At 49.3% G+C, this 21921-nt stretch carries 14 protein-coding genes; 13 read left to right on the top strand and 1 reads right to left on the bottom strand.

From position 1 onward, the window contains the following. Positions 1-108: 108 nt before the first annotated feature. The 4 genes from mreB to GON22_RS25930 all read left to right on the top strand — a co-directional run bounded on the left by mreB (position 109) and on the right by GON22_RS25930 (position 3431). Entirely contained in the window at positions 109-1122 is a 1014-nt protein-coding gene (gene mreB / locus GON22_RS03885; protein ID WP_160394799.1) for a rod shape-determining protein MreB, read from the top strand. 192 nt (positions 1123-1314) lie between these two features. Then, entirely contained in the window at positions 1315-2181 is an 867-nt protein-coding gene (locus GON22_RS03880; RefSeq protein WP_160394798.1) for a flagellar hook-basal body protein, read from the top strand. A 40-nt stretch (positions 2182-2221) separates the two neighbouring features. Next, positions 2222-3034, top strand: a complete 813-nt coding sequence (locus GON22_RS03875) for a flagellar hook-basal body protein (RefSeq protein ID WP_160394797.1) — start codon at positions 2222-2224, stop codon at positions 3032-3034. Between the two features lie 19 nt (positions 3035-3053). Beyond that, positions 3054-3431, top strand: coding sequence for a DNA-directed RNA polymerase subunit beta (locus GON22_RS25930; RefSeq protein ID WP_237179007.1), 378 nt, complete (start codon positions 3054-3056; stop codon positions 3429-3431). Between the two features lie 112 nt (positions 3432-3543). Here GON22_RS25930 and GON22_RS03865 read toward each other — a convergent pair whose 3' ends face one another. Beyond that, complete coding sequence (locus GON22_RS03865; RefSeq protein ID WP_160394796.1) at positions 3544-5712, bottom strand: Ig-like domain-containing protein; 2169 nt, start codon at positions 5710-5712, stop codon at positions 3544-3546. 209 nt (positions 5713-5921) lie between these two features. Here GON22_RS03865 and GON22_RS03860 point away from each other — a divergent pair, with 209 nt between their 5' ends. The 9 genes from GON22_RS03860 (at position 5922) to GON22_RS03820 (ending at position 21741) form a co-directional block, all read left to right on the top strand. After that, positions 5922-6497, top strand: coding sequence for a CDP-alcohol phosphatidyltransferase family protein (locus tag GON22_RS03860; RefSeq protein WP_160394795.1), 576 nt, complete (start codon positions 5922-5924; stop codon positions 6495-6497). A gap of 179 nt (positions 6498-6676) precedes the next feature. Then, entirely contained in the window at positions 6677-7108 is a 432-nt protein-coding gene (fabZ, locus tag GON22_RS03855) for a 3-hydroxyacyl-ACP dehydratase FabZ (protein WP_160394794.1), read from the top strand. A 109-nt stretch (positions 7109-7217) separates the two neighbouring features. Then, positions 7218-8930, top strand: a complete 1713-nt coding sequence (locus GON22_RS03850; protein ID WP_160394793.1) for a phospho-sugar mutase — start codon at positions 7218-7220, stop codon at positions 8928-8930. A gap of 19 nt (positions 8931-8949) precedes the next feature. Further along, positions 8950-11121 (top strand): DUF5693 family protein, encoded by a 2172-nt coding sequence (locus GON22_RS03845; protein WP_160394792.1) that lies wholly within the window; start codon positions 8950-8952, stop codon positions 11119-11121. Further along, positions 11085-12230 carry a polysaccharide pyruvyl transferase CsaB gene (gene csaB, locus GON22_RS03840; protein ID WP_160394791.1) on the top strand — a complete coding sequence of 382 codons (1146 nt, stop codon included), beginning with the start codon at positions 11085-11087 and terminating at the stop codon, positions 12228-12230. Before GON22_RS03845 ends, csaB begins: the two co-directional genes overlap by 37 nt. Positions 12231-12237: 7 nt before the next feature. Beyond that, a complete protein-coding gene (locus GON22_RS03835; RefSeq protein WP_237179006.1) occupies positions 12238-13032 on the top strand; it encodes a WecB/TagA/CpsF family glycosyltransferase in 795 nt (264 codons plus the stop codon). Between the two features lie 99 nt (positions 13033-13131). Continuing rightward, on the top strand, positions 13132-14280 hold the full coding sequence (locus GON22_RS03830; protein ID WP_442954350.1) for a glycosyltransferase family 4 protein: 1149 nt from the start codon (positions 13132-13134) through the stop codon (positions 14278-14280). A gap of 199 nt (positions 14281-14479) precedes the next feature. Further along, positions 14480-18556, top strand: a complete 4077-nt coding sequence (locus GON22_RS26515; RefSeq protein WP_160394790.1) for an S-layer homology domain-containing protein — start codon at positions 14480-14482, stop codon at positions 18554-18556. Between the two features lie 446 nt (positions 18557-19002). Further along, positions 19003-21741 carry an S-layer homology domain-containing protein gene (locus GON22_RS03820; protein WP_160394789.1) on the top strand — a complete coding sequence of 913 codons (2739 nt, stop codon included), beginning with the start codon at positions 19003-19005 and terminating at the stop codon, positions 21739-21741. The last annotated feature ends 180 nt before the right edge of the window (positions 21742-21921 follow it).

Here is a 21921-nt window from a genome sequence, read left to right as displayed (position 1 = left end):
TCGAGAAATTCAGCGAATACTGATCGTAAGAAGATTCTGCGTCTCTGTACGCAGGGATCTATCGCGATCGTTGCCACTTATTTTTATTCGTTGGAGGACTCAAGCCTTATGTTCAGCAAGGATATCGGAATTGACCTAGGCACAGCCAATGTATTGATTCATGTCAAAGGGAAGGGCGTCGTACTTGACGAGCCGTCGGTTGTAGCTATTGAAAGTGACACCAAGAAGGTGCTTGCCGTAGGAGAATCGGCGCATCGGATGGTGGGTCGTACGCCAGGCAATATCGTAGCGATTCGTCCGCTGCGGGACGGCGTCATTGCGGACTTCGAAATTACGGAAGTGATGTTGAAAGCGTTCATCGATCGAGTAGGGGGCCGTAACTGGTATGGGCGGCCGCGTATTTTGATCTGTGCGCCAACGAACATCACTTCCGTTGAACAGAAGGCTATTCGCGAGGCGGCTGAACGCAGCGGAGCTCGTGAAGTGTTCTTGGAAGAGGAGCCGAAAGCAGCTGCGATCGGTGCAGGCATGGACATTTACCAGCCAAGCGGGAATATGGTCGTCGATATCGGCGGGGGCACGACTGACGTAGCTGTCCTTTCTATGGGCGACATCGTTACGTCCTCGTCGATTAAAGTCGCGGGGGACAAGTTCGACGACGCGATCATGAAGTATATCAAAAATAAGTACAAGCTCCTGATCGGTGAACGGACGAGCGAGGATATCAAGATCAAGATCGGTACCGTGAAATCGGAAGGCCGAGATGACGAAATCGACATCCGTGGACGCGATATGGTATCGGGCCTTCCGTTGACGGTGACGATCCGTTCGGCTGAAGTGCGCGAAGCACTGTGGGATTCGGTAATGGCCATCGTTTCTGCTGCGAAGTCGGTATTGGAACGCACGCCGCCTGAATTGTCGGCAGACATTATCGACCGTGGCGTTATTTTGACTGGCGGCGGCGCGTTGTTGGACGGGCTTGATGCGTTATTGTCGGAAGAGCTGATGGTGCCTGTTCTCGTAGCTGAGGATCCAATGCATTGCGTCGTAAAGGGAACCGGCATTATGTTGGACAACCTCGACAAAGTCATTGGCTCGAAGGGCAAAGGCTACAAAAAATAAATAGCCAGGCAGGTAGGGCGCTCGGGGGGAGCGCGCCGAGGCCGGCTATTCCTTAGAATTAGAATTGGGCCATACCTTAGACGTATTAAAGGTATGGCCTGATTTGCCGATATAGAGAGATAGAAGTTACAAACACAGAGATCGCGCACTTCATTCGCCGGTAGGAACCGGACAAGCCGGGAGGATTATTGCATGCTAAGAGGGCTGTATACGGCTGCGGCCGGATTAACGACGCAGCAGCGCCGCCATGATACGGTGACGAATAACATATCGAACATTAATACGCCGGGTTACAAGCAAACGAACGAAGTGACGCGCTCGTTCCCAGAGATGCTATTGGCGCTTACAGGGACGAACGATAACTCGGACAAGTCCATTGGCAAGCTTGCCACAGGCGTATTCGCAGAGGAGAGCCTGTCCTTACAGCTGCAAGGGGATTTGACGGAAACGAAGCGTTCCGGCGACTTTGGCCTGTCTGCTAACATCCAGGTGCCGGGCATCACGTTCGATGCATCTGGCAAGTATGTTTCAGATACGGGCGAAGTGACATTCCAGCCGCAGGCGTTCTTCACGGTAGAAGGACAGGATGGACAGCCCCGCTTCACACGTAACGGACGGTTTGATCTGGACCAAAACGGCTATTTGATCATGGGAGACGGCTCCCGTGTGCTTGGCAAGAATGGGCAGCCTGTACAGTTCCCAGCTGGCGTTAGCATGGATGATCTGCAGCTTACGGATGATTTCCGGTTTATTAATGCAGTGACGGGCGCAGACACGGGGCAATCGCTGCAGTTAACGAAGATTACGGATCCGAACATGCTTGTGCGGGAAGGCGATGGCAAGTTCCGCCTCGTAGGCGATGCTAACCTCGCAGAAGCCGTAACGGCAGAGGATGGTGTTGTCGTGAAGCAAGGGTACTACGAGCGTTCCAATGTGGACTCTGCCCAATCGATGGTCGATTTGATGGCTGCGCTAAGAGCGTATGAAGCGAACCAGAAGGTCGTGCAATTTTATGACAAGAGCTTAGAAAAAGCCGTTAACGAAATCGGCCGAGTCTAGCATGCGCTAGGCATCAGCAATTGGAGCAGGAGGTTCAACCATGAACGGGTCAATGATTAATGCAATGGTATCCATGAACGGGCTGCAACAGAAGCTCGATATTCTTGCGGATAATATCGCGAATTTGAACACGGCCGGCTATAAGCGCAAGGATGCTTCATTCGAGGATTTGCTGACGAACGCGAAGCAGCAGCCGAACGTATTCAAGGAGCCAGGCCGCTTGTCGCCTATGAACTATACGCAAGGCTGGGGTTCCCGCCTAGCGACGATTGAACCAGACCTGTCGCAAGGCCCGCTGCAACAGTCAGGCAACATGCTAGACATAGCAATTGAAGGCAATGCATTGTACGAGGTGAGGACGCCAGAAGGCACGGCTTACACGCGTAACGGCTCGTTCCAGCTCTCTCCTCTAGCTAACGGGAATGCTGTGCTTGCAACGAGCGATGGCAATCTAGTGATGGGCGAGAATAACCAGCCGATCGTCGTGCCGGCTAACCACACGATACGTGTTGATGCAGACGGCACTGTACAAGCTGTGGCTGGAGATGGGACGGCGAGCCCAGTCGGAAGGCTGAAGCTGCTGCAGGCAACACGCCCTTCCTTGCTGACGACGGTAGCCGATAACTTGTATGCGGTGGCAGAAGGTGTTAATGTAGAAGATGTGTTGAGAACCGTATCGGCCGGAGCGGATAGCAAGGTTTCGCTGCATCAAGGCTACGTGGAGCAGTCCAATGTAGACATGACAAGCGAGATGACGGATCTCATTAACGTGCAGCGCGCGTATCAGTTGAGCGCCCGGGCTTTGACCTCGAGCGATTCGATGATGGGGTTTGCCAACAACTTGCGCGCATAAACGGAGTTGAGTGATAGATATGAGTAGGGATTTGCAGCAAACGATCGTTCGCGATAATGAGGTTAGCCAGCTGCGGACTGCCGTTCGCGCGGAGGAGCCTCGTGAGCAATCTGCTGAGCTGAAGCGTTCGGGGCGGGGCAGTTCGCCTACTGCTTCGGGCAAGAAGCCCAAGCCTAAACGTAAAGTTTGGGTGACGATGCTTCGCTGGGCGGTTGTTCCAATCCTGCTGTTCTGGGCGACTATCGCCGGACTGTATGTTGGATATAGCGTGCTGGGCAAGCAGCCGAGCGGCGAAGTGTTCCAGGTTGAGACATGGAAACATGTATACGACCTAATCTTCTCGGATGCGGATTCGAATTCGTATAACGATAGCGATGGAGATGGCCGTCGGCAGTGATGCCGGCGGCTTTTTCTTATGGTCAGAGCAGGCGGGAATAAGGGATGACAAAGAGCATGGCGCGTGTATGCTGATGTGCGCGCCATGCTCTTTGTCTTAACTCGAAGTGCTGCTATTTAACCGTAATGCGTACCGTAACGGTTTTACCTTGGAAGACAGCTTTGATGGACGCTGTGCCTTTGCCTTTAGCGGTCACCACGCCGTCAACTACCGTTGCGACCGATGGCTTGGAGCTTGTCCACTCGGATAAGGTTGTAGCATCAATCCAGCTTCCGTTATCGTAGAATGCTTTGGTTTTGATCGTATAGGCAGCGCCTATGGCCATCATTACAGACTTGTCGGAGCCAACGAATGTTTTCAGCTTCGGTACGACCGTCAGGGCAACCGTCACTGATTTGCCTTGATACTCGCCAGTAATCGTTGTTGTGCCTACTGCCAGCGCTTTAATCGTAGCCGTTGTCATTTTGGCGACGGATTCGGAGCCAACCGTCCAATTCATTTTGGTTCCGAGTTGAACCGTTTTGCCGCTTTTGTAAGTGCCGGTTACTTTAACTGCTTTCGTTTTTCCAATGTTGAGCGTAAGCGACGCAGGATCAACTGCCAGCTTGACGATCTCCTCTTCGATTGTAATGCGGATCGTGATCGATTTGTTCAAGTAAGTTGCTGTCAAGTTCGCACGTGAAGCGACAAGGCCTTTCATCTTGGCCGTTTGGAGCAGCAGGTTATCCGAAGAGGATTTCCATTTGACCTTGCTCGTTACGTCTTCTTCCGTTCCATCGACATTCGTTACTTTAATTTTCGGCAGATCGGTTTCTTTGCCAATGATGAGGCTGATATCGTCGGAATCGGTGGATAGCAGCAATGGTTTAGGATAAACCGTAACCGTAATCGTAGCTTTCAGTGTGCGCGCTGTTGCTGTCAGTACGGCAGTGCCGGCTTTCTTCGCCGTCCATTTGCCATCTTTGATCGTGAGCACTTCTTCGTCGCTAGACGTCCAATGAACGAGCGATGTTACGTTCGTTTTCTCGCCGCCAAACGCTGTGCCAGTGACGGTAGGGAGTGCTTTGTTGTCGCCGATGACAGCATCCAATTCGGTGGCGCTTACTTCAATTGAAACGACTGGTGGATACACCGTTACTTGAATTTCTTTGCTCAGGCCCTTGTACGAAGCGCGAATAGTTGCTGTTCCGGCGCTTTTCGGTGATACCTTGCCTTCAGTAACCGTCGCAATATATACATTGGACGATGTCCAGACGGCATCTTTCGTTACGTCTATTATATCTCCTTTTTCATTCAATACCGTAACGGTGAGGTCTGTAGGTGAATCCTGCACGAGCATGTCCAGATTCGAATCCGGCGAAATTTTCATCGCTTGGAATTCCGGGCGTACAACAACCGTAACTGTGTCGGACACACCATAACGGGAAGCGGTTATGGCGGTAGTCCCCGCTGATACAGGCTTCACTTCGCCATCTTTCACTGTAGCGACCGTTTCGTTGCTGGATGTCCACACAGTGTCAGTTAAATCGGTCACCATTTCCGTGCCGCCAGCGCTGGTTTTGACCGTAGCCGTGAGTTTAACGGAGCTGCCTTCTACCTTCAGTTCAATTAAGTCCTTCGGGCTGAGGGCGAGTGACTGGTAAGGTGATGTTACTTGTAGCGTTACGGTGCTTGATTTGCCTTTGTAAGCTGCTGTAATGACAGTTTTGCCAGCGCCTACGAGCGTGATTGTGCCTTTGTCGACCGTAGCGACCGCAGTATTCGATGACGACCAAGTTGCGGTAGTGGATAGGTTGCTGGTGTTATTGTCCTTGGTGCCGGTTGCGATAAGCTTGAGTATGTTGCCCAAGGTAACGTCGAGCGTGTCGCCTAGCGCAACGCCGCCTTCTTTGCTAAGGGAAATGCTGTCATATGCATAGGTTGCGTTAATCTGGACCGTCGCCGAGAATCCTGCGTAGGTTGCCGAGATGCGTGCAGAGCCGGCGCCTACGATGCGAACTGTGCCTTGGCTGACTGTAGCGACGGATGCGTCTGTTGTTTTCCATGTTGCACTTGAAGTGACTTCACGTTTGTTTACATAGCCTTGATAGGAAGCGAATGCCGACAGTTCAGTCGAATCGCCTACGGTTAACGAAAGGGTGGAGGAAGCTGCATCAAGCTCCAGTCCGTTGACGACATCATCAGCGGCATATACGGCAGGTTGAATGCATACGAAAATTAGGACGGCAGCAAGCAGCACGGCCAGCCGGCCGCGCAACGAACGAATAGTATTGTGACGCATAGGTAAAGTAATCAGCCTCGCTTTCAGTTTAAGAATTGGAATATTGTCTCTTCATTAATAACGGCATTGAGGGAGAGAGAATGAATAGAAGATGTGCACAAGCGGGAGAGGGCGTATGAAAGGTTTTATTTTTTTTATAGGTAGAGGTATAATGGGTTGGGTAACTTTGAAGCTGCATCCAATTAGTAGCGGGAAAAGGGCGTGAACGTTTGAATCTTCCGAATCTGCTTACGATATCGCGATTTATGTTAATACCTGTGTATATCGTCGTTTTCGCAGGCGGAGAACGGATGCTTCCGGCGTTTGCCGTTATCGTTGCCGCTGGCATTACCGACGTATTGGATGGCTATATCGCACGCAAAAGGGGCCAGATTACCGCTATTGGCGCTATGCTTGATCCATTAGCGGACAAGCTGATGCTCCTTACGGTCATATTGTCATTGCTTGCCACGGGCCATATCCCAATCGCTGCTGCAATTCTGATGTTTATTCGGGATATTGGCATGATAGCGGGCTCTGCTGTGTTTCATTTCAGCGGCAGGAAGACTGTTCCGGCCAACTGGATGGGGAAGCTGACAACCGTGCTCTATTATGCTGCGATTTTGTTCATCTTCATTGAAGCCTCGTTTGCCCAAGTGTATTTGTGGGGTGTCGTCGTTTTCTCCTGCGTCACATCCATCATGTACATGATTCAGATTTTTGCAATTAATCGGGATCAGGTGCAACCAATTGACAGAAGCCATAGCCATCTGACAGGAAAATCCGGCCAGCAGCGCGAACTATAAGAAACGTACACACAAAGAAGCCCGCCCGCCCCGGACATTCGTGCCGATGGGCAAGCGAGCTTCCTTATCTTAACCTGCGCGAACTGCAGTTTCCGCGAAGGATAGCATTAGGTTGTCACCGATCGGACGGATTATGCTCCGCGCCGGTCTTTATTTTTAACATCCGTAGGAGGGATTATATGCTGGACATTAACGAGATTCAACAAATCATTCCGCATCGCCAGCCATTTTTGCTTGTTGACCGGATTATCGAGGTTGAAGATGGCGTACGGGCGGTAGGAATCAAAAACGTAACGATGAATGAGCCGTTTTTTGCGGGTCACTTCCCTGGATTCCCGGTTATGCCGGGCGTATTGATCGTTGAAGCACTGGCGCAGGTAGGCGCGGTCGCGATCCTGAAAATCGAGGAAAACCGTGGAAAGCTGGCTTTTTTTGCGGGCATTGATGAATTCCGCTTCCGCGGGCAAGTCACGCCGGGCGACACGCTCCGCCTTGAAGTTGAGATCACTCGCCTGAAAGGCAAGATCGGCAAAGGCCATGCAACAGCGAAAGTGAATGATAAAGTGGTAGCCGAAGGCGGCATTATGTTTGCACTGTCTGACCCTTCATAAAACAACAGCAACTAGCATGAACAATCAACCCTGACTAGAGACAATAACCATACAGAAGCAAGTGAGTAGAGGCGCCTTGCGTCGAGAATTTGGGGAGAGGATTGATTATATGTCTATTAATGAAGCAGCAATTGCGAAGTATGAGGCGTGGCTGAATGATGCGGCAATCGACGAAGCGACAAAAGAAGAACTGCGTGGAATCGCGGAGAATGAGAAGGAAATCGTAGACCGTTTCTATCGCGATCTTGAGTTCGGTACAGGTGGGCTTCGCGGCGTCATGGGCGCTGGCACGAACCGCCTGAATGCCTACACGGTTGGCAAAGCTACCCAAGGTTTGGCTGACTGGGTGCTATCGCAAGGAGAAGAGGCGCCTTCAGTCGTAATTGCGCATGATTCCCGTAACAATTCGCCTGAATTCGCAATCGATGCAGCGCTCGTGCTGGCGGCGAATGGCATTACGGCTTATTTGTTCCCTTCGTTGCGTCCAACGCCACAGCTGTCCTTTTCCGTACGCGCGCTCAACGCAACAGCTGGCATCGTCATTACGGCAAGTCACAATCCCCCAGAATACAACGGCTACAAAGCATACAATAAGGATGGGTGCCAATTGGTGCCGCATGAAGCAGAGCAGGCAATTGCCCGCATTCAAGCGGTTACGAGCTTTAGCCAAGTGCGGGGCATCTCGCGTGAAGAAGCAGAGGCAAAGGGGCTGCTGCGATGGCTTGGGCAAGCAGAAGATGAGGCGTTCATTGAGACGGTTGCGTCCTGCAGCCTAAATCAGGAACTGCTGCAAAGCGGCTTGGGTGAGCGTGTTTCGGTCGTCTTCACTCCGCTGCATGGTTCAGGCAATCTGCCGGTGCGCGGCGTATTGGCTAAAGCTGGTTTCAGTAACGTACATATCGTTCCGGAGCAGGAACAGCCAGACGGCTACTTCAGCACGGTAAAATCGCCGAACCCTGAGGAGCGCGAAGCGTTTACGAAGGCGATTGCATTGGCGAAGCAAGTCGATGCTGACATCATTATCGGCACTGACCCGGATGCTGACCGAATGGGCGCTGTCGTAAAGAACAACGAGGGCGAATACGTTGTGCTGTCCGGCAACCAATCGGGCGCCATTATGGTGTACTACACGCTTAGCCAACTGAAAGAGCAAGGAAAGCTGCCGGAGAACGGAATCGTCGTGAAGACGATTGTGACGAGCGAGATGGGGGCGGACATTGCCCAATCGTTCGGAGCATCTGTGACGAACACGCTGACGGGCTTCAAATATATCGGCGAAAAGATGACGCAGTACGAAGCGACAGGCGAGCATACATTCCTGTTCGGTTATGAGGAAAGTTATGGTTATCTGACTGGCACCTATGCGCGTGACAAAGATGCTGTCGTTGCTTCCTTATTGATTTGCGAAGCTGCGGCATACTATAAAAATCAAGGAAAAACGTTATACGACGTTCTGCTTGAACTGTACGCGCAATATGGCACTTATCTCGAAGGCTTGCAATCCCGCACGCTCAAAGGGTTAGACGGCGTGCAGCAAATTGCAGCAATTATGGAGCAGTGGAGAGATCATCCGCCAGTTGAAGTAGCAGGCGTTAAGATTGATCGCTTATTGGATTACAACACGGGTCTTGATGGGCTTCCAAAAGAGAATGTATTAAAGTTTTTGCTCACTGACGGTTCATGGTTCTGCCTGCGCCCGTCCGGTACGGAGCCGAAAATTAAAGTTTACTTTGCTGTGCGCGGACAGTCTCCAGATGAGGCCTCGGCAGCACTTGAACGCCTAACGACAGCAGTCATGGACCGCGTCGATCAACCCGCATAAGGATAAGGAGAGAACATCCGTGCTTCAATGGCAGCAATGGAACCGCAAGCTCAAAGCCGTACTGTGGGCGCTCACGCTAATCGGCGTGCTCGCTGCACTGCCGCTTGGTGCGTTGCGATGGCAGATGGAAGCTACATCTAAGCAAGTCGAATACGTTATGGATTACAAGGATATCGTAGTTATTTCATCCTATCAGAATGATCCGGCGGCCTATCTTGACCAGCAGTTGGACCGAATGAAGGCAGCAGGCGTTACGACGATGTCGGTCTTTGAATCGACGTTGGACGAGCTTGTAATTGCCAAGCATATCAATATTTATAATCGTGGCCAATTGGCGTTGCTTGAGGGCAAGGCGCCTGTGCCAGGCCGTAATGAGACATACGTTTTGTTCGCTGGCAAGGAAGAAGAGGAGAAGCTTGGCCCGCTTATCGAGAATGCATTCAAGCGCAAAGAAATTACGGTAGAGCTGTGGACATACGACGGCCGCCCGGGCTTGAAGCTGAACACGCCAATCGAGAATGCGACGCTTGTTTCGATGAATCCGGATCCAATGGCTCTGGAGAAAATCAACGCTGCCGGATTCCGCATTTTGCCTCGTTTATCGGACCGTATCCGTCCTTATAATCAAGAGGCTGCAAGTGAACTTGTCACTGAGCTTAAGCAATATAACGTTGATCGTATCCTGTTCGATGGCGATGCTGTCAAAGGGTTTAACGACAACGCGGACATGAACAGCTTGCTCGGATTCGCGGAATTGCTAAAGAAAAATAATATTGGCATTGCTGCTATTGAAGGGCTCAAGAGCCCGCAGCTAGGGTTTAATACGCTCGCTTACTTAACGGATTATAACGTTGTTCGGCTGCATTCGATCGCAGACCGGCTAGCCGCTACGATTTCGCCGGAGACGTTAACGGATCGTTTCTTGTTGGCAGCCAAAGACCGGAACATCCGCATGTTCTATCTCAACGCAGCGGCATCACGCAGCTTTGACAAAGGCGGCATTTCGGATCCATTAGAAAAGCTCGCTGATACACTAAGCGGTCCAGATGGCACGATCCAGAAATTAACCGACTTCGGATTCCCTTCTGGCAATGCAGAAGCATTCAGCTTCGATACGCCAGGCTGGGCCAAAGCGGCTAAAGCGCTTGTTTGCTTAGGCGCTATCAGCATTATTGCATTGCTCATTGGAGCGTTCGCAAGCTGGTTTACGATTCCTGCTTTCTTGCTCGGATTAATTGGCAGTGCAGGGCTTTATGTTTTATCCGCTGCGACGTTGGAACAAGGGTTGGCGTTAGGAGCTGCAATTAGTGCGCCGACATTGGCATTAATTTGGGCGATGAACGTCGTTCGTAGGCGTACCGAAGGCAACCGCCGTGCGGTATCTGGAGGGGACTGGAATCAAACATCCAGTAATGCTGCGAATAATGGAGCTGGACGCTCTGGAGAAGCGCCGAGCTGGGGATCGCTGCTCGGGGATATTTTTGCCATTGGCCGGATCAAATGGATCTTCGGCGGCTTAACTGCAAGCCAACGGTTCGGTAACGCAATTGTCCTGTTTGTTGTTACCACGCTTATTTCGCTGCTTGGCGTACCGTTCGTATTTGGCCTGCTGAACAACATTAAGTATAGCTTAGTGCTGCAGCAGTTCCGTGGCGTTAGCCTGCTTCATATTGCGCCAATCGGTCTCGTAGCGCTGTATGTGCTTCTGTACACAGGCACTTCTGTGCTTGCTAATTTGCGTAGGTTGCTCTCTATTCAGATTACGGTGTTCTGGGTTGGTGTCGTAGCAGTATTGGGAATCGTAGGTCTATACTACTTGTCGCGGACAGGCAATGCAGGTCATGCTTCATCGCTTGAGATGCTCATGCGCAATACGCTGGAGACGACATTTGGCGTTCGCCCGAGGTCTAAAGAGTTCCTTCTTGCTCATCCTTTGTTATTGCTCGGTTTGTTCTTGGCGCTTCGCTACCGAGCGGCATGGGTATTAATCATTGTTGGTTCCATTGGCCAACTGTCGATTGTCGATACATTCGCACACATTCATACACCGATGCACATTTCGCTTATTCGTGATCTCCTTGGCCTTGGTCTTGGTGCAATTATCGGATGTGTATTGATCGCGGTATGGCAAATTGGGGAAGGGGTTTGGCATCGATGGCTTCGCACGAGAATCTTCCCATCCGCCGAATAATCGTATCTGGCTATTACGGCTTTCGCAATAGCGGGGATGAAGCTGTGCTCAAGTCGATTCTGAATGCACTGCGTTCGGAAGGCGAGGCACAGGGAGTCAAAATCCAACCAGTTGTCCTATCTGCCGATCCGGCTTGGACAACTGCGATGTACGGCTGCGAAGCTGTCCCTCGGATGAGCCCGTCTGTCTTGCTTCGCGAGCTTCGCCGCTGCGATGGTCTGATCAGCGGAGGGGGCAGCTTGCTGCAGGATGCAACGGGATGGAAGACGATTCCTTACTATACGGGCGTGCTAGCTTTCGCTCAAATGCTTGGCAAGCCAACGTTTATTTATTCGCAAGGCGTCGGCCCGGTAAATCGGGGGTGGCTATTTGCCCCGATCCGCCGTGTCATGAAGCGAAGCCGTTATGTATCTGTCCGAGATAATGAATCGGCAGCGTTGCTGGGCCGGATGGGCGTTCCGGCTGAGCGGATCGAGGTTGTGCCTGATCCTGTGATGGGGCTGCCTTTGCCGGAGGGCACGGCTAGTGCCGGGAACCAGCCCACATCGCCGTTGCCCGTGGTTGGCGTATCCTTGCGCCATTGGCGCAAAGATGGAGCCGACCTTGCGCGTGCAGCAGAAGCTTTGGCTGTATTGGCCAAGCGCCGTGCAGTCAAGCTGAGGTTCTTGCCGTTCCACACGCCGGACGACGCTGATGCGTCGAACATTGTAATGGAACGCCTGCGAGCAATTGGGATTGGTGAAAGCACGATGGAGCTTGCATCGCCTGGCGATGACCCGCAGCAGATGCTGCTTGAGGTTAGCCGTTGTGACATGCTGTTCGGCATGCGGCTGCATGCGCTCATTTATGCGGCGAACCAGCGTGTTCCTATGCTTGGATTATCGTATGATCCGAAGATCGACCAATTTTTAAAACGGCTAGCTATTACAGCCATTGGAACGACGGAGTCCCTTCCGGCAGAGCAGTTCGCGGATCACGCTGAGGCACTGTTGGATGGTCCCGATGCATGGCGCCAACGCCATGGCGAAGCCATTGATAGGCTTAAGCGCGAATCGCAGCGACCTGCGCAACAAATTGCCGCATTGCTGCGTCAAATGACAAGAAGGTGAGACCCTCATGATGACTAGTATGACGAAGAGCCGTCCATCGGACGCTGCAAAAGTGCCAACGGTATCCATCTATGGCCTTCCGTTCAGCAAACTGAACATGAACGATACAGTGGCTTATTTAACAGAGGCCATTGATCAACACCGGATCACGCATGTGATAACTGCAAATCCGATCATGATTATGAGCGCTCAAGAGGATCCAGCTTATCATGCCATGATGCGTACGGCGGAGATGATTGTGCCTGATGGCGCAGGCGTAGTATGGGCAGCGGGATATGTAGGCGAGCCGGTTGCAGAGCGCGTCGCAGGTTTTGATCTGCTGCATCGGCTGATGGCAGTAGGCGAAACGCGCGATTGGAGCGTTTACCTGCTTGGCACGGACCAGCAGACGATCGATACGGCGGCTGCGAATTTGCAGCGCAAATTTCCTCGTGTACGAATCGCTGGCGTGCGCAATGGCTATTTTGGTCCAGAGCAGGACGCAGAGGTTGTTGCAGCCATTCGTGAGGCGAAGCCGGATATGTTGTTTGTTGCGCGTTCAGCGTCAACACAGGAACCATGGATTTCTAAATACAAAGCCGAACTGGACGTGCCGTTTATTATGGGTGTTGGCGGAAGCTTTGATATTATAGCGGGCAAGCTAAAACGAGCACCGGTACTCTTCCAAAAATTGCGGCTTGAGTGGTTTTATCGGCTGCTGCAGGAGCCATCTCGTTATAAACGCATGCTCGTTTTGCCGAAATTCGTATTGAAAGTGATTCGCGAGAAAGAAAAGGTGACGAAAACTCGTCCAATCTCGTGAAAATTGCTGAAAATCGTCTAAATCGCCCAAAATCGAGGTTGGTGTTTATTTTTCGATCGGAGTATAATCAACTCCGGTAGAAAAAAAGAGGAGATGGATATGGATATGCCTGTGGGTATTCTCTATGGAATCGCATTTGCAATCGCTTTGACACTGGCCCTCGTGATGACTCCGGTTGTCAAGAAGTTTGCTTTTGCCGTGGGTGCCATTGATAAACCGAATTATCGCAAAGTTCATACGCGTATTATGCCGCGTTTAGGCGGGCTTGCTATTTATATTGCTTTTGTTGGCGCTGTTCTGATCGTCGGGCCTTTCATTCCAGAGGGCTTGCTGCGCGCTTATGATTATGACATGATCCGTGCCATTCTGGTTGGCGGAACGATCATCGTTATCTTAGGCGCATTGGATGATCGTTTCGAGCTGTCGGCCAAAGTGAAACTGCTGGGCCAGATTGCAGCAGCTTGTGTTGTTGTTTTCGGCTTCGGCGTTAAGATCGACCTGCTCAACGTTCCATTCGGTGAAGCGATGCAGCCAATCGCTTCATGGATTAGCATTCCAATCACGATCCTATGGATCGTTGGGGTTACGAACGCTATTAACTTGATTGACGGGCTTGACGGGTTAGCAGCCGGCGTTTCGGGTATCGCGATTTCGACCATTTTGATCATGGCTGCTATTATGGGCTTCGTTCCAGTTATTTTGCTTAGCACGATTCTGCTCGGAGGCATTATCGGGTTTCTCGTCTACAACTTCCACCCAGCCAAAATATTCATGGGCGATTCAGGCGCTTTGTTCTTAGGCTTCTGCCTAGCCACGTTATCGATGCTTGGGTTCAAACAGGTCGCAATCGTATCGTTCGTAACGCCGCTCCTTATTATTGGCGTTCCGTTGTCGGACACGTTCTTCGCGATCGTGCGCCGCTGGCGCAGCGGCAAACCGATCTTTGCTCCGGATAAGGGCCATTTGCACCACTGCCTACAGGAGCTTGGCTTCGGGCATCGCCGCACGGTACTGATTATTTGGGGCATTGCAGCGTTCTTCGGGGCTTGCGCGATCGTACAATCGACGTTTACACAGTCACATGCAGCTAACTGGATAACCTTTGTCGTTATTTTCGTACTCATGTTCTGTTTGCAGATCGGTGCCGAACTGATCGGTATCGTCGACAACTCCAGGCGCAGGCGCCCAGTGCTTAACCTCCTGTTTCGTAATAGGCTCAAGGCACAAGCTGAATCGCGTCCTGAATAATACAGCTCTTATCCAATTACTCAACCCTGTTGCTCTTAGGAGCAGCAGGGTTTTTTATGTTGCCCGAATGGCATTTCTATAAGTTGAAGTCGTTCACTATGAATGAATTGGCCGTTTAACCTAAACTTTTCTGTGCGCAGGTCCGATAACTTAAGTACGTAAAAAAACCGAAATACCCTGTTATTGGAGGAGGCTAATTGTGGTAAAGAAACTAGGCTTGTGGTTGATGGTGTTCGCGATGATCGTCACCTTGTTACCTCTATCAAGCGCAAATCATGTCAATGCGGCTACCGGGAATTTTAACTTCCTGGGCGAAAGTGATGATCCATTACAGCCGCGCGTTACTTCGGATGAACGCGTAACATTAGACGGCACGGTTACGAATGTTAATGCATCGACGATTACGTATGATGTCGTGCAAGTTGTTAACACGAATGGGAATTCCGATCCTGTCGATGACCAACTCGGCCAGAAACGGGAGAACATTACAAGCAATATTTATGTAAATGGATTCAATATTCAAATTTATAACCTGCAGCTGTTCCCAGGCTTGAACCGCATTACGTTCAAGGGTGTACAGGGCGGCGGTTTTGTATCCAACTCGATTTATATCGACTACCGCAACGGTCCAGTTATGTATAACCTTGTAGCTAGCCTCGATGGCAATCAGTTCCCAATGAAAGAGAACGAGACGACAGTTGTCCAATCGACAACGTCACGCGGACGTTCAAGTGCAGACATCAGCATCAGCGGTAACGCACCGAATGCACAGAAGGTTACGGTTATCGTAAACAACAGCAGCCGTACGTACGAAGTAAACAGCTCGAATGGATATTCATTCGCTGCGTCCCCAATTAACGTATTGAAGGGCAAAAACTTAGTTACGATTAAAGTCCAGAATGGCAGCCAAACGGTTGAAACAACGCGTGAGATTGCCTTCTACAATGGAGACGTAACCTTCTACGATGTGAAAATGTCGGAGACGAGCACAACGACAGAGCCTGCTGAATTGGCATATAGCCCGACGTTTTTGGTGAATACACTAGGTAACCTTGTAATCAAAGGTAAGGTCATCGTACCGAACAAATATTACGACGACACGCCTACGAATAACCTTGTTGACCCTGTTCCTCACCCAAATCCTGCAGATCCGCTCTTGATTAACTACCAGCTAACGGATAAAACGGGCGGCACAGTAACGGGATCCGTCTACACGCCGCTTGCAGCTGTAGGCAATCCTTCTGTAAAGGATCCATTCTTCGTTTACGAATATAACGTTCCGACTTCCGGTCTTGCTATTGGCAAAACCTATCAGCTCGACTTGAAGGCGTTTAACCAGGAAAAAGGGTTGAACGAAGGAACGAATGCGTTGTTCTTTACACTTGCTAGTGGCACTAACCCGTATTTCTATCAAGTAAATTACTTGCCTGGCTACAAGATCAACAGCCCTTATGAGCAGTTGACAGGCAAAGCATTGGAAGGCCAGAACTTATATGAGCTGCCGTTTGCGGTTGAAGTGCTGGTTGGCAATGTTGGCAATTCTTTGAAAGCAGTGACGCCGACAAAAGTGACCGACATCGTAGGTAAGTCAGTAAACTTGACTGCTACTGACTATACGACCAAAACGCTAGTGAACAACTTTGTAACGAGAACCGTTAACGGTGTGCCTCAAACGTTCCAGCGCATCGTCATTGAGTTTAAGAATATGCCTTTTGAAGGCACCCAGACGATCTCGCTTGACCTGAGTTCTGGCGTCGCAACGAAAGATGTGAAGTTCACGCTTCTCTTCGGTCCGTATGCGACTTACAAGAAAGTGTTCGATAAAATGGAAATCCAGTATGATTCCACGGATGCGAACCCTGCGACTACCATTGTTCAAAATGCACTTGGAAGCTTAGAGGGTGAGTTCCTGAATATTGCGAACCCTGCGGATATTCGTTATGATTCCTCAGCTGGTGCGCAAACCGTGTTTATGTATGTTAACAACACGCAAGTGAAGCTTAAGCAAAATGGTTCCGGCGATGCGACGAAGTTTATCGCAAACAGCACTACCGAAGTTATGAGTGCTATGTTCCCAGGTGAGAATAAAATCCGAATCGTGTTCCAAGGAGCGAAAAACTCTTATGAGAAAACGATTAGCGTTTATTTGATCCCAACGAACTTGCCAGTCATTCCTGTGCCTAACTCGCTTGGCGTATTCCCTTACGGGAACCAACAGCCTAAGCCGTTGCCGAATGATCCGGACTTTACGTTGAATGGCTCCGTCTACAACACGACACGCGATAAAATGAACATCTACGGCACATTCGATTTTATTGATCTTGGCAAGACGATTGGTGAAGTAACTTCACGCCTTAGCACGTTGGTTACAACGACTAGTGGTGTAACAGTTGATAAAGCGAAGGACTATATTCTGAAAGTCGATAGCCCTGTACTTAAGTCCCCAGTTTACTGGGATTTGAATACAGACTTTACTGTAGTAACGAAAGGCACTAATGGTGAAGATGTGTTTACGGCAGTAGCACGTACCGGCCGGCCTAATGATAACTTGTCTGTCTTTTACGATGCAGATTCACAGTCATTCTACTTCATTTTGAAAAATCAAGAGCTGAACGCGGATGGCACGCCTAGCGTCTACAACTTCTACGCTTACAATAGCGGTGAAGCAGGACCGCGCGCTTCTTACCGTTTGGAAGTAGACCCGACCGCAATTCCTTACTCCATTATTCGTCCGATCTTGCCTGCTAAGCAGATCGTGAACCAAAACTTCGTAGAGATTATTATTAGTGCACCTGGCGCGAAGACGGTAACGATCAACAAGCAAACGGCCGAGAAACTGAAGTATGATAGCGACAATGACGGCAAAATGGATTATGAACATGCATTCCGTGTCTATGTACAAGGCTTGAAAGCCGGCAAAAACTCGATTAAGTTCGAGATTTCAAGCGGCACGGACAAAACGACAGGTGCAATTGATATTACGTATGCACCAACGAATGTGCCAGGAGCAGGCTTCATGACTCCGATGGCAAGCACACATAAAGTGTTTGATGGTGCGATTAACTTGAAGTTTGAAAAAGGAACGACGCTGATCCGGACAGACTATAATGTGCCAGCACAGTATAAGAACCAAGTTTTCACGGGCCACTCCTTGTTGTTTGGCATCGCGAACTCGGAGGATGGTGTGGTTGACCGCCACGAATTCGAGACGCTGCCATCTAACTTTGACTCAATTCTGCAATCGTTCGGTACACGCTTCAAGGTGTCATTCCCGACACGCTTCACGAAAGCTAGTTCGACTTATTGGATCGATGCAGGCATGGCAGATGATTTGACAACGGGTGCATATGATCCGCTCAAAATGGGCGCTGACCCTTATCAGTTCCCAGGCGCTACAGGTCCAGGCGGAACGTCGATTCCGACGTACGACATGCGTCCTGGCGATCGTGAATTGCTCGTATCTAAACCAGGCACATTGACGCTGACGTTCGATAAGAGCATGGTTAATGAAGTAGGAACGCTCGTAACTGTCTTCCGGTATGATATTGATAACAAGTACTGGGAAAACATGGGCGGCGTTGTTGATACCAGCAAGAATACAATCACAGTTCCATTCCGTAAATTCGGTTATTATGTTGTAGGCAAGATGGTTTACTCGTTCACGGATATGACGGCACATCCTTATGCACGTAACTACCTGGAGGCTATCTTCTCCAAAGGCGTCATGAATGCAGCTGGCTTTGATGAGTTCGGTGCAGACCTGTACGTAACTCGCGGCGAATTCGCTCGTATGGTAGTCAAAGCTTTGGATATTCCGCTCAACTATGAACTTAGCAAGCCGCACTTCGATGACGTGCCGGCTATTATTAATCCAGATGCACTGTGGGATTATCGATATGTAGAAACCGCAGCGCGCGAAGGCATCATTCGAGGCACACAGCCACGTACGTTTGAGCCAAACTCCTACCTCACTCGTGAGGAAGCAGCTGTTATCCTGGCCCGTGCTCGGGAACTGAAGCTAGAAACGGATACGAACAAAATTAACGCAACGCTTCAAAAGACATTCAAAGACTATGGCAATGTAACGTTCTACGCACGCGCTTCTGTTATCGCGATCGCGAAGAAGGGTTACATCCAAGGCTCTTTGATTGACCCGAATAACAAAAAGTCGGGATATGTATTCGAACCGAAGTCGAACCTGCTTCGCTCGGATGCTTCCATTATAGTTGGCAAGATGCTGGCGGATCTCAAACGCCTTCCTAAGATCAACGGTTAATCACGAGGATTCTTTAGCAGAAAGCTTATAACAAAGCTGGCCTGTGGAGTGATTCCATAGGCCAGTTTGCTTATTAAACTGCGATGGAGTGTATGTCTACTAAATTCGACAAAATCTAGGATATTTACGACGGTATCTGGAAAATGTTTTGCATCGACGCAGCGTGGTTTCGCGGGCTATACTAGAGACATCTTCCGGAGCTGCTGATCAAGAGAAGCGGCTGGAAGAGAAAAAGCACAAAAAAGTTTTGAAGTGAGCGCAACTTTTCCTAGCGACGTGCGTCTAATTAATTAGTAAACACAAGCGGGAAGCGGATTTATTGAGAATATTCTAATGGAACATATTCTCACCGCCCTCTTTACGGTACAGGTAGACTACTGTATAATGTTAAAGTGGTCTAGCTTATCTACCAGATTTTTCTTCTATCGTTTACGAGTTTCTGCGACATGTTTTTACATAAAGGGTTTAACATGATTGCAGACATCATTTATAACAAATTACTGCTCAACTCTGGGAAGGGGGTGAATCGGCAAATGAGGGAAACGAGCTATTCACTATCTGAACTAAACTCTCAACAACCGAAGCAATTTAGAGGAGGAGAAAAAAAGGTTATGAAAAAAAGTTTGTCTTTGCTCGTGGCGGTTACTATGGTTGTCTCCATGTTCGCTTCTGTAGCATCCGCAGCTGATAAAGAACTTACGACACAAGAGAAATTCGATGCTCTGAAACAACTTAACATCTTCAGTGGTTATCCACCAAATGGTGACGCGGGTCTCAACAACAACATGACTCGTGCACAATTCGCAAAAGTTCTCGGCCTGCTCAACGAGCTCGAAGAGAATGCTGCAGCTTCTACTTACACTGACGTTACAGCTAACCACTGGGCTAAAGGCTTCATCGGTGCAGTAACTGAAGCGAAATTGATGAACGGCGTTGGCAACAACAAATTCGATCCTAACGGCAACGTAACGATCGAAGCATTGGCTAAAACGCTTGTACTGACACTGGGTCTTGAGCCAGTTGAAGGTGCAAAAGTTGAAGGTACTAGCGCATGGGCAGCTGGCTATGTTCAAGCAGCACTCGACGCTAAACTGATCGACTCTGTTGCTAACTACAAAGTAGCAGCAAAACGTGCTCTGTTGGTTGAAGCTTCGTACGAGTATGTTCAATCGAAGAACCCAACGGAACTCGCAGTAAGCAAAGCAGCACAAACGGGCGCTAAGAAAATTACGCTCGAGTTCAACAAACCAGTAACGAAAGACATCGCTATCGATGTTAAATACCTCACTAACGCAGTAACAGTTAAGAAAACTTTCGCTGACGACCTGAAATCGGTTGTTCTCGAAGCTAGCTACTTGCCTCCAGGCGATGTTGTAGTTAAAGCGGGCGATCTTGCAGCTGTAACTGTAAAAGTTGAAGCTGAAAAAGCAGTTAAAGTAAGCGTTACAGCTGACTCGCTGCAAAAAGCTGACGGTCAAGATGTTGGCGTTAAAAAGCTTAACCAATTTAACGAAGAAACATCCGTAGGCCAAGCGGTTTACACAAGCGTACACAATGCAACGCAAGGCAAAACGCTGACGGCGAAATCCGATGGCAAATACGATCTTTCGAACGATGCAGCATCGAAAGTTGATGATGTAATCATCGTTACGGCTACTACGAACGATGGTCTGTACGACTCGAAATCGTTCAAAGTAACGGCTGCAAGTTCCGCTACGAAAATCGAGCTTGGCACAGTTGCTCCTTTGAAAGATGCAACTCGCATCACGGTTGACGAAACTGGTCTTGTATTGCCAATCAAATTGGCTGACCAATTCGGCAAATCGGTAACACTTGCTGCTTATTCGACAGAGCCTGCTAATGGTCTGTTCACTTTGAGCGGTATCAGATTCACTGTTTTCGGTGAAGGCGCAATTTCTGCGATCAAAGTCGACGATAAAGGCGTAGTTACGTTCAAAGCTGCTAAAGCAGGTAACGTAGTTATCACTGCAAGCAACCCAGCTACGGGTGCATTTGCAACGACTACTTTCAAAATCGAAGCTAAAAAATCGTTGAAAGAATTCAAGCTGCTGAGCCCGATTTCTTTGACGGTTGCTAACGAAGACATCGTAATTCCTTTCACAGCTACTGATTCGTATGGAGCTGTAGTTGCTGGTAAAGACGTTGAGATTGCTGCTCCTGGTGATGTAGATAAAAACAGCAAAGTTCAAGTGTCCGCAACTGCTGATTTCGTTGGAACGCCTTACATCAATGCAAAAGGTGAACTCGTTGTTAAATTCGCTAACGAAGGCACTGTAGTTATTCAATCGATCGTTGTTAATGGTGTAAATGTAAGCAACTCGTCGATTTCCGTGAACGTTACTGCACCAAAAACGTTCAAATCGATCCAAGGCTTCAAAGACATCCCAACAGCATTCGAAGTAGATGCTAATGTTGCAGTAGCTAACAAAAACATCGAGCTCGTAGACAACTACGGTCGTGTTGAAACAGTTGCTGACGCAACTTACACAATTGAGTCCAGCGATAAAGCTGTAATTGATTATGTTGGTGGAGTTCTGGATGCTAAAGCAGCTGGTTCCGCTAAACTTAAAATCACATACAAAGGTCTGGAAAAGACGGTTGACGTAACGGTTGTGAAAACGGAAGATATCAAATCCTACGAAATCCAATCGGTTGGCACAGTTTATGGCAACAAAGATAACACTGATGCAAGCAAATATGCAGTTGAAATCAAACTGAACGGTAAACTGAGCGACGGCACTGCTGTTGCACTGGTTAACTCCGCTCCTAAGTTTGTATCGAGCTCTGATGAGACTGTAGTTACTCGCGTTGGCAACAAAATCTTCGCTCTTAAAGCTGGTGAAGCTACGATCTCTGCTTCCCTGGCAAGCGGTAAAGTTGCTGAAGTTAAAGTAACGGCATCCGATGCAGCTCCAGTTGCAACGTCTGTTAAATTCAAAGACGCTGAGTACAAAGTACAACAAGGCAATACTGTAACGCTTGATGTAGAAGTTAAAGACCAATACGGCGTAGAACTTGCTAAAAATGGTTTCGTATCTTCCACTGACGCAGCAGTAACGACTAACGGTACTCTGACAGTTACTGGCGCTAAGAAAGGCGTAGCAATCGTATCTTACCAAACATCGAACGGTAAATCGGCTACGGCTACAGTTCTCGTAAACTAGTCTTTACCGAATCAAGAAGGGCAGAAGCTTAGGCTTCTGCCTTTTTTGCGTCTTTTTGTTCATTTATTGTTCATCTATTAATGTTAGGATGGACATATTACGATAATTTATTCATGAAGAATGAAACAAAGTACGTACTTCAACCGTCAAATGAGTAACAAGAAACCAGGAGGAATGAAT

It is taken from the genome of Paenibacillus sp. MMS18-CY102 (assembly GCF_009789195.1).
Lineage (GTDB): Bacteria > Bacillota > Bacilli > Paenibacillales > Paenibacillaceae > Paenibacillus_T.
The sequence above is the reverse complement of the archived record's forward strand: the minus strand, read 5'-3'. Positions and strand labels throughout refer to the sequence as shown.

Excerpts from the sequence above, each read along its gene's own strand:
- mreB (WP_160394799.1), top strand. The coding sequence starts at position 109 with ATGTTCAGCAAGGATATCGGAATTGACCTAGGCACAGCCAATGTATTG.
- GON22_RS03880 (WP_160394798.1), top strand. The coding sequence starts at position 1,315 with ATGCTAAGAGGGCTGTATACGGCTGCGGCCGGATTAACGACGCAGCAG.
- GON22_RS03875 (WP_160394797.1), top strand. The coding sequence starts at position 2,222 with ATGAACGGGTCAATGATTAATGCAATGGTATCCATGAACGGGCTGCAA.
- GON22_RS25930 (WP_237179007.1), top strand. The coding sequence starts at position 3,054 with ATGAGTAGGGATTTGCAGCAAACGATCGTTCGCGATAATGAGGTTAGC.
- GON22_RS03865 (WP_160394796.1), bottom strand. The coding sequence starts at position 5,712 with ATGCGTCACAATACTATTCGTTCGTTGCGCGGCCGGCTGGCCGTGCTG.
- fabZ (WP_160394794.1), top strand. The coding sequence starts at position 6,677 with ATGCTGGACATTAACGAGATTCAACAAATCATTCCGCATCGCCAGCCA.
- GON22_RS03850 (WP_160394793.1), top strand. The coding sequence starts at position 7,218 with ATGTCTATTAATGAAGCAGCAATTGCGAAGTATGAGGCGTGGCTGAAT.
- csaB (WP_160394791.1), top strand. The coding sequence starts at position 11,085 with ATGGCTTCGCACGAGAATCTTCCCATCCGCCGAATAATCGTATCTGGC.
- GON22_RS03835 (WP_237179006.1), top strand. The coding sequence starts at position 12,238 with ATGATGACTAGTATGACGAAGAGCCGTCCATCGGACGCTGCAAAAGTG.
- GON22_RS03830 (WP_442954350.1), top strand. The coding sequence starts at position 13,132 with ATGGATATGCCTGTGGGTATTCTCTATGGAATCGCATTTGCAATCGCT.
- GON22_RS03820 (WP_160394789.1), top strand. The coding sequence starts at position 19,003 with ATGTTTTTACATAAAGGGTTTAACATGATTGCAGACATCATTTATAAC.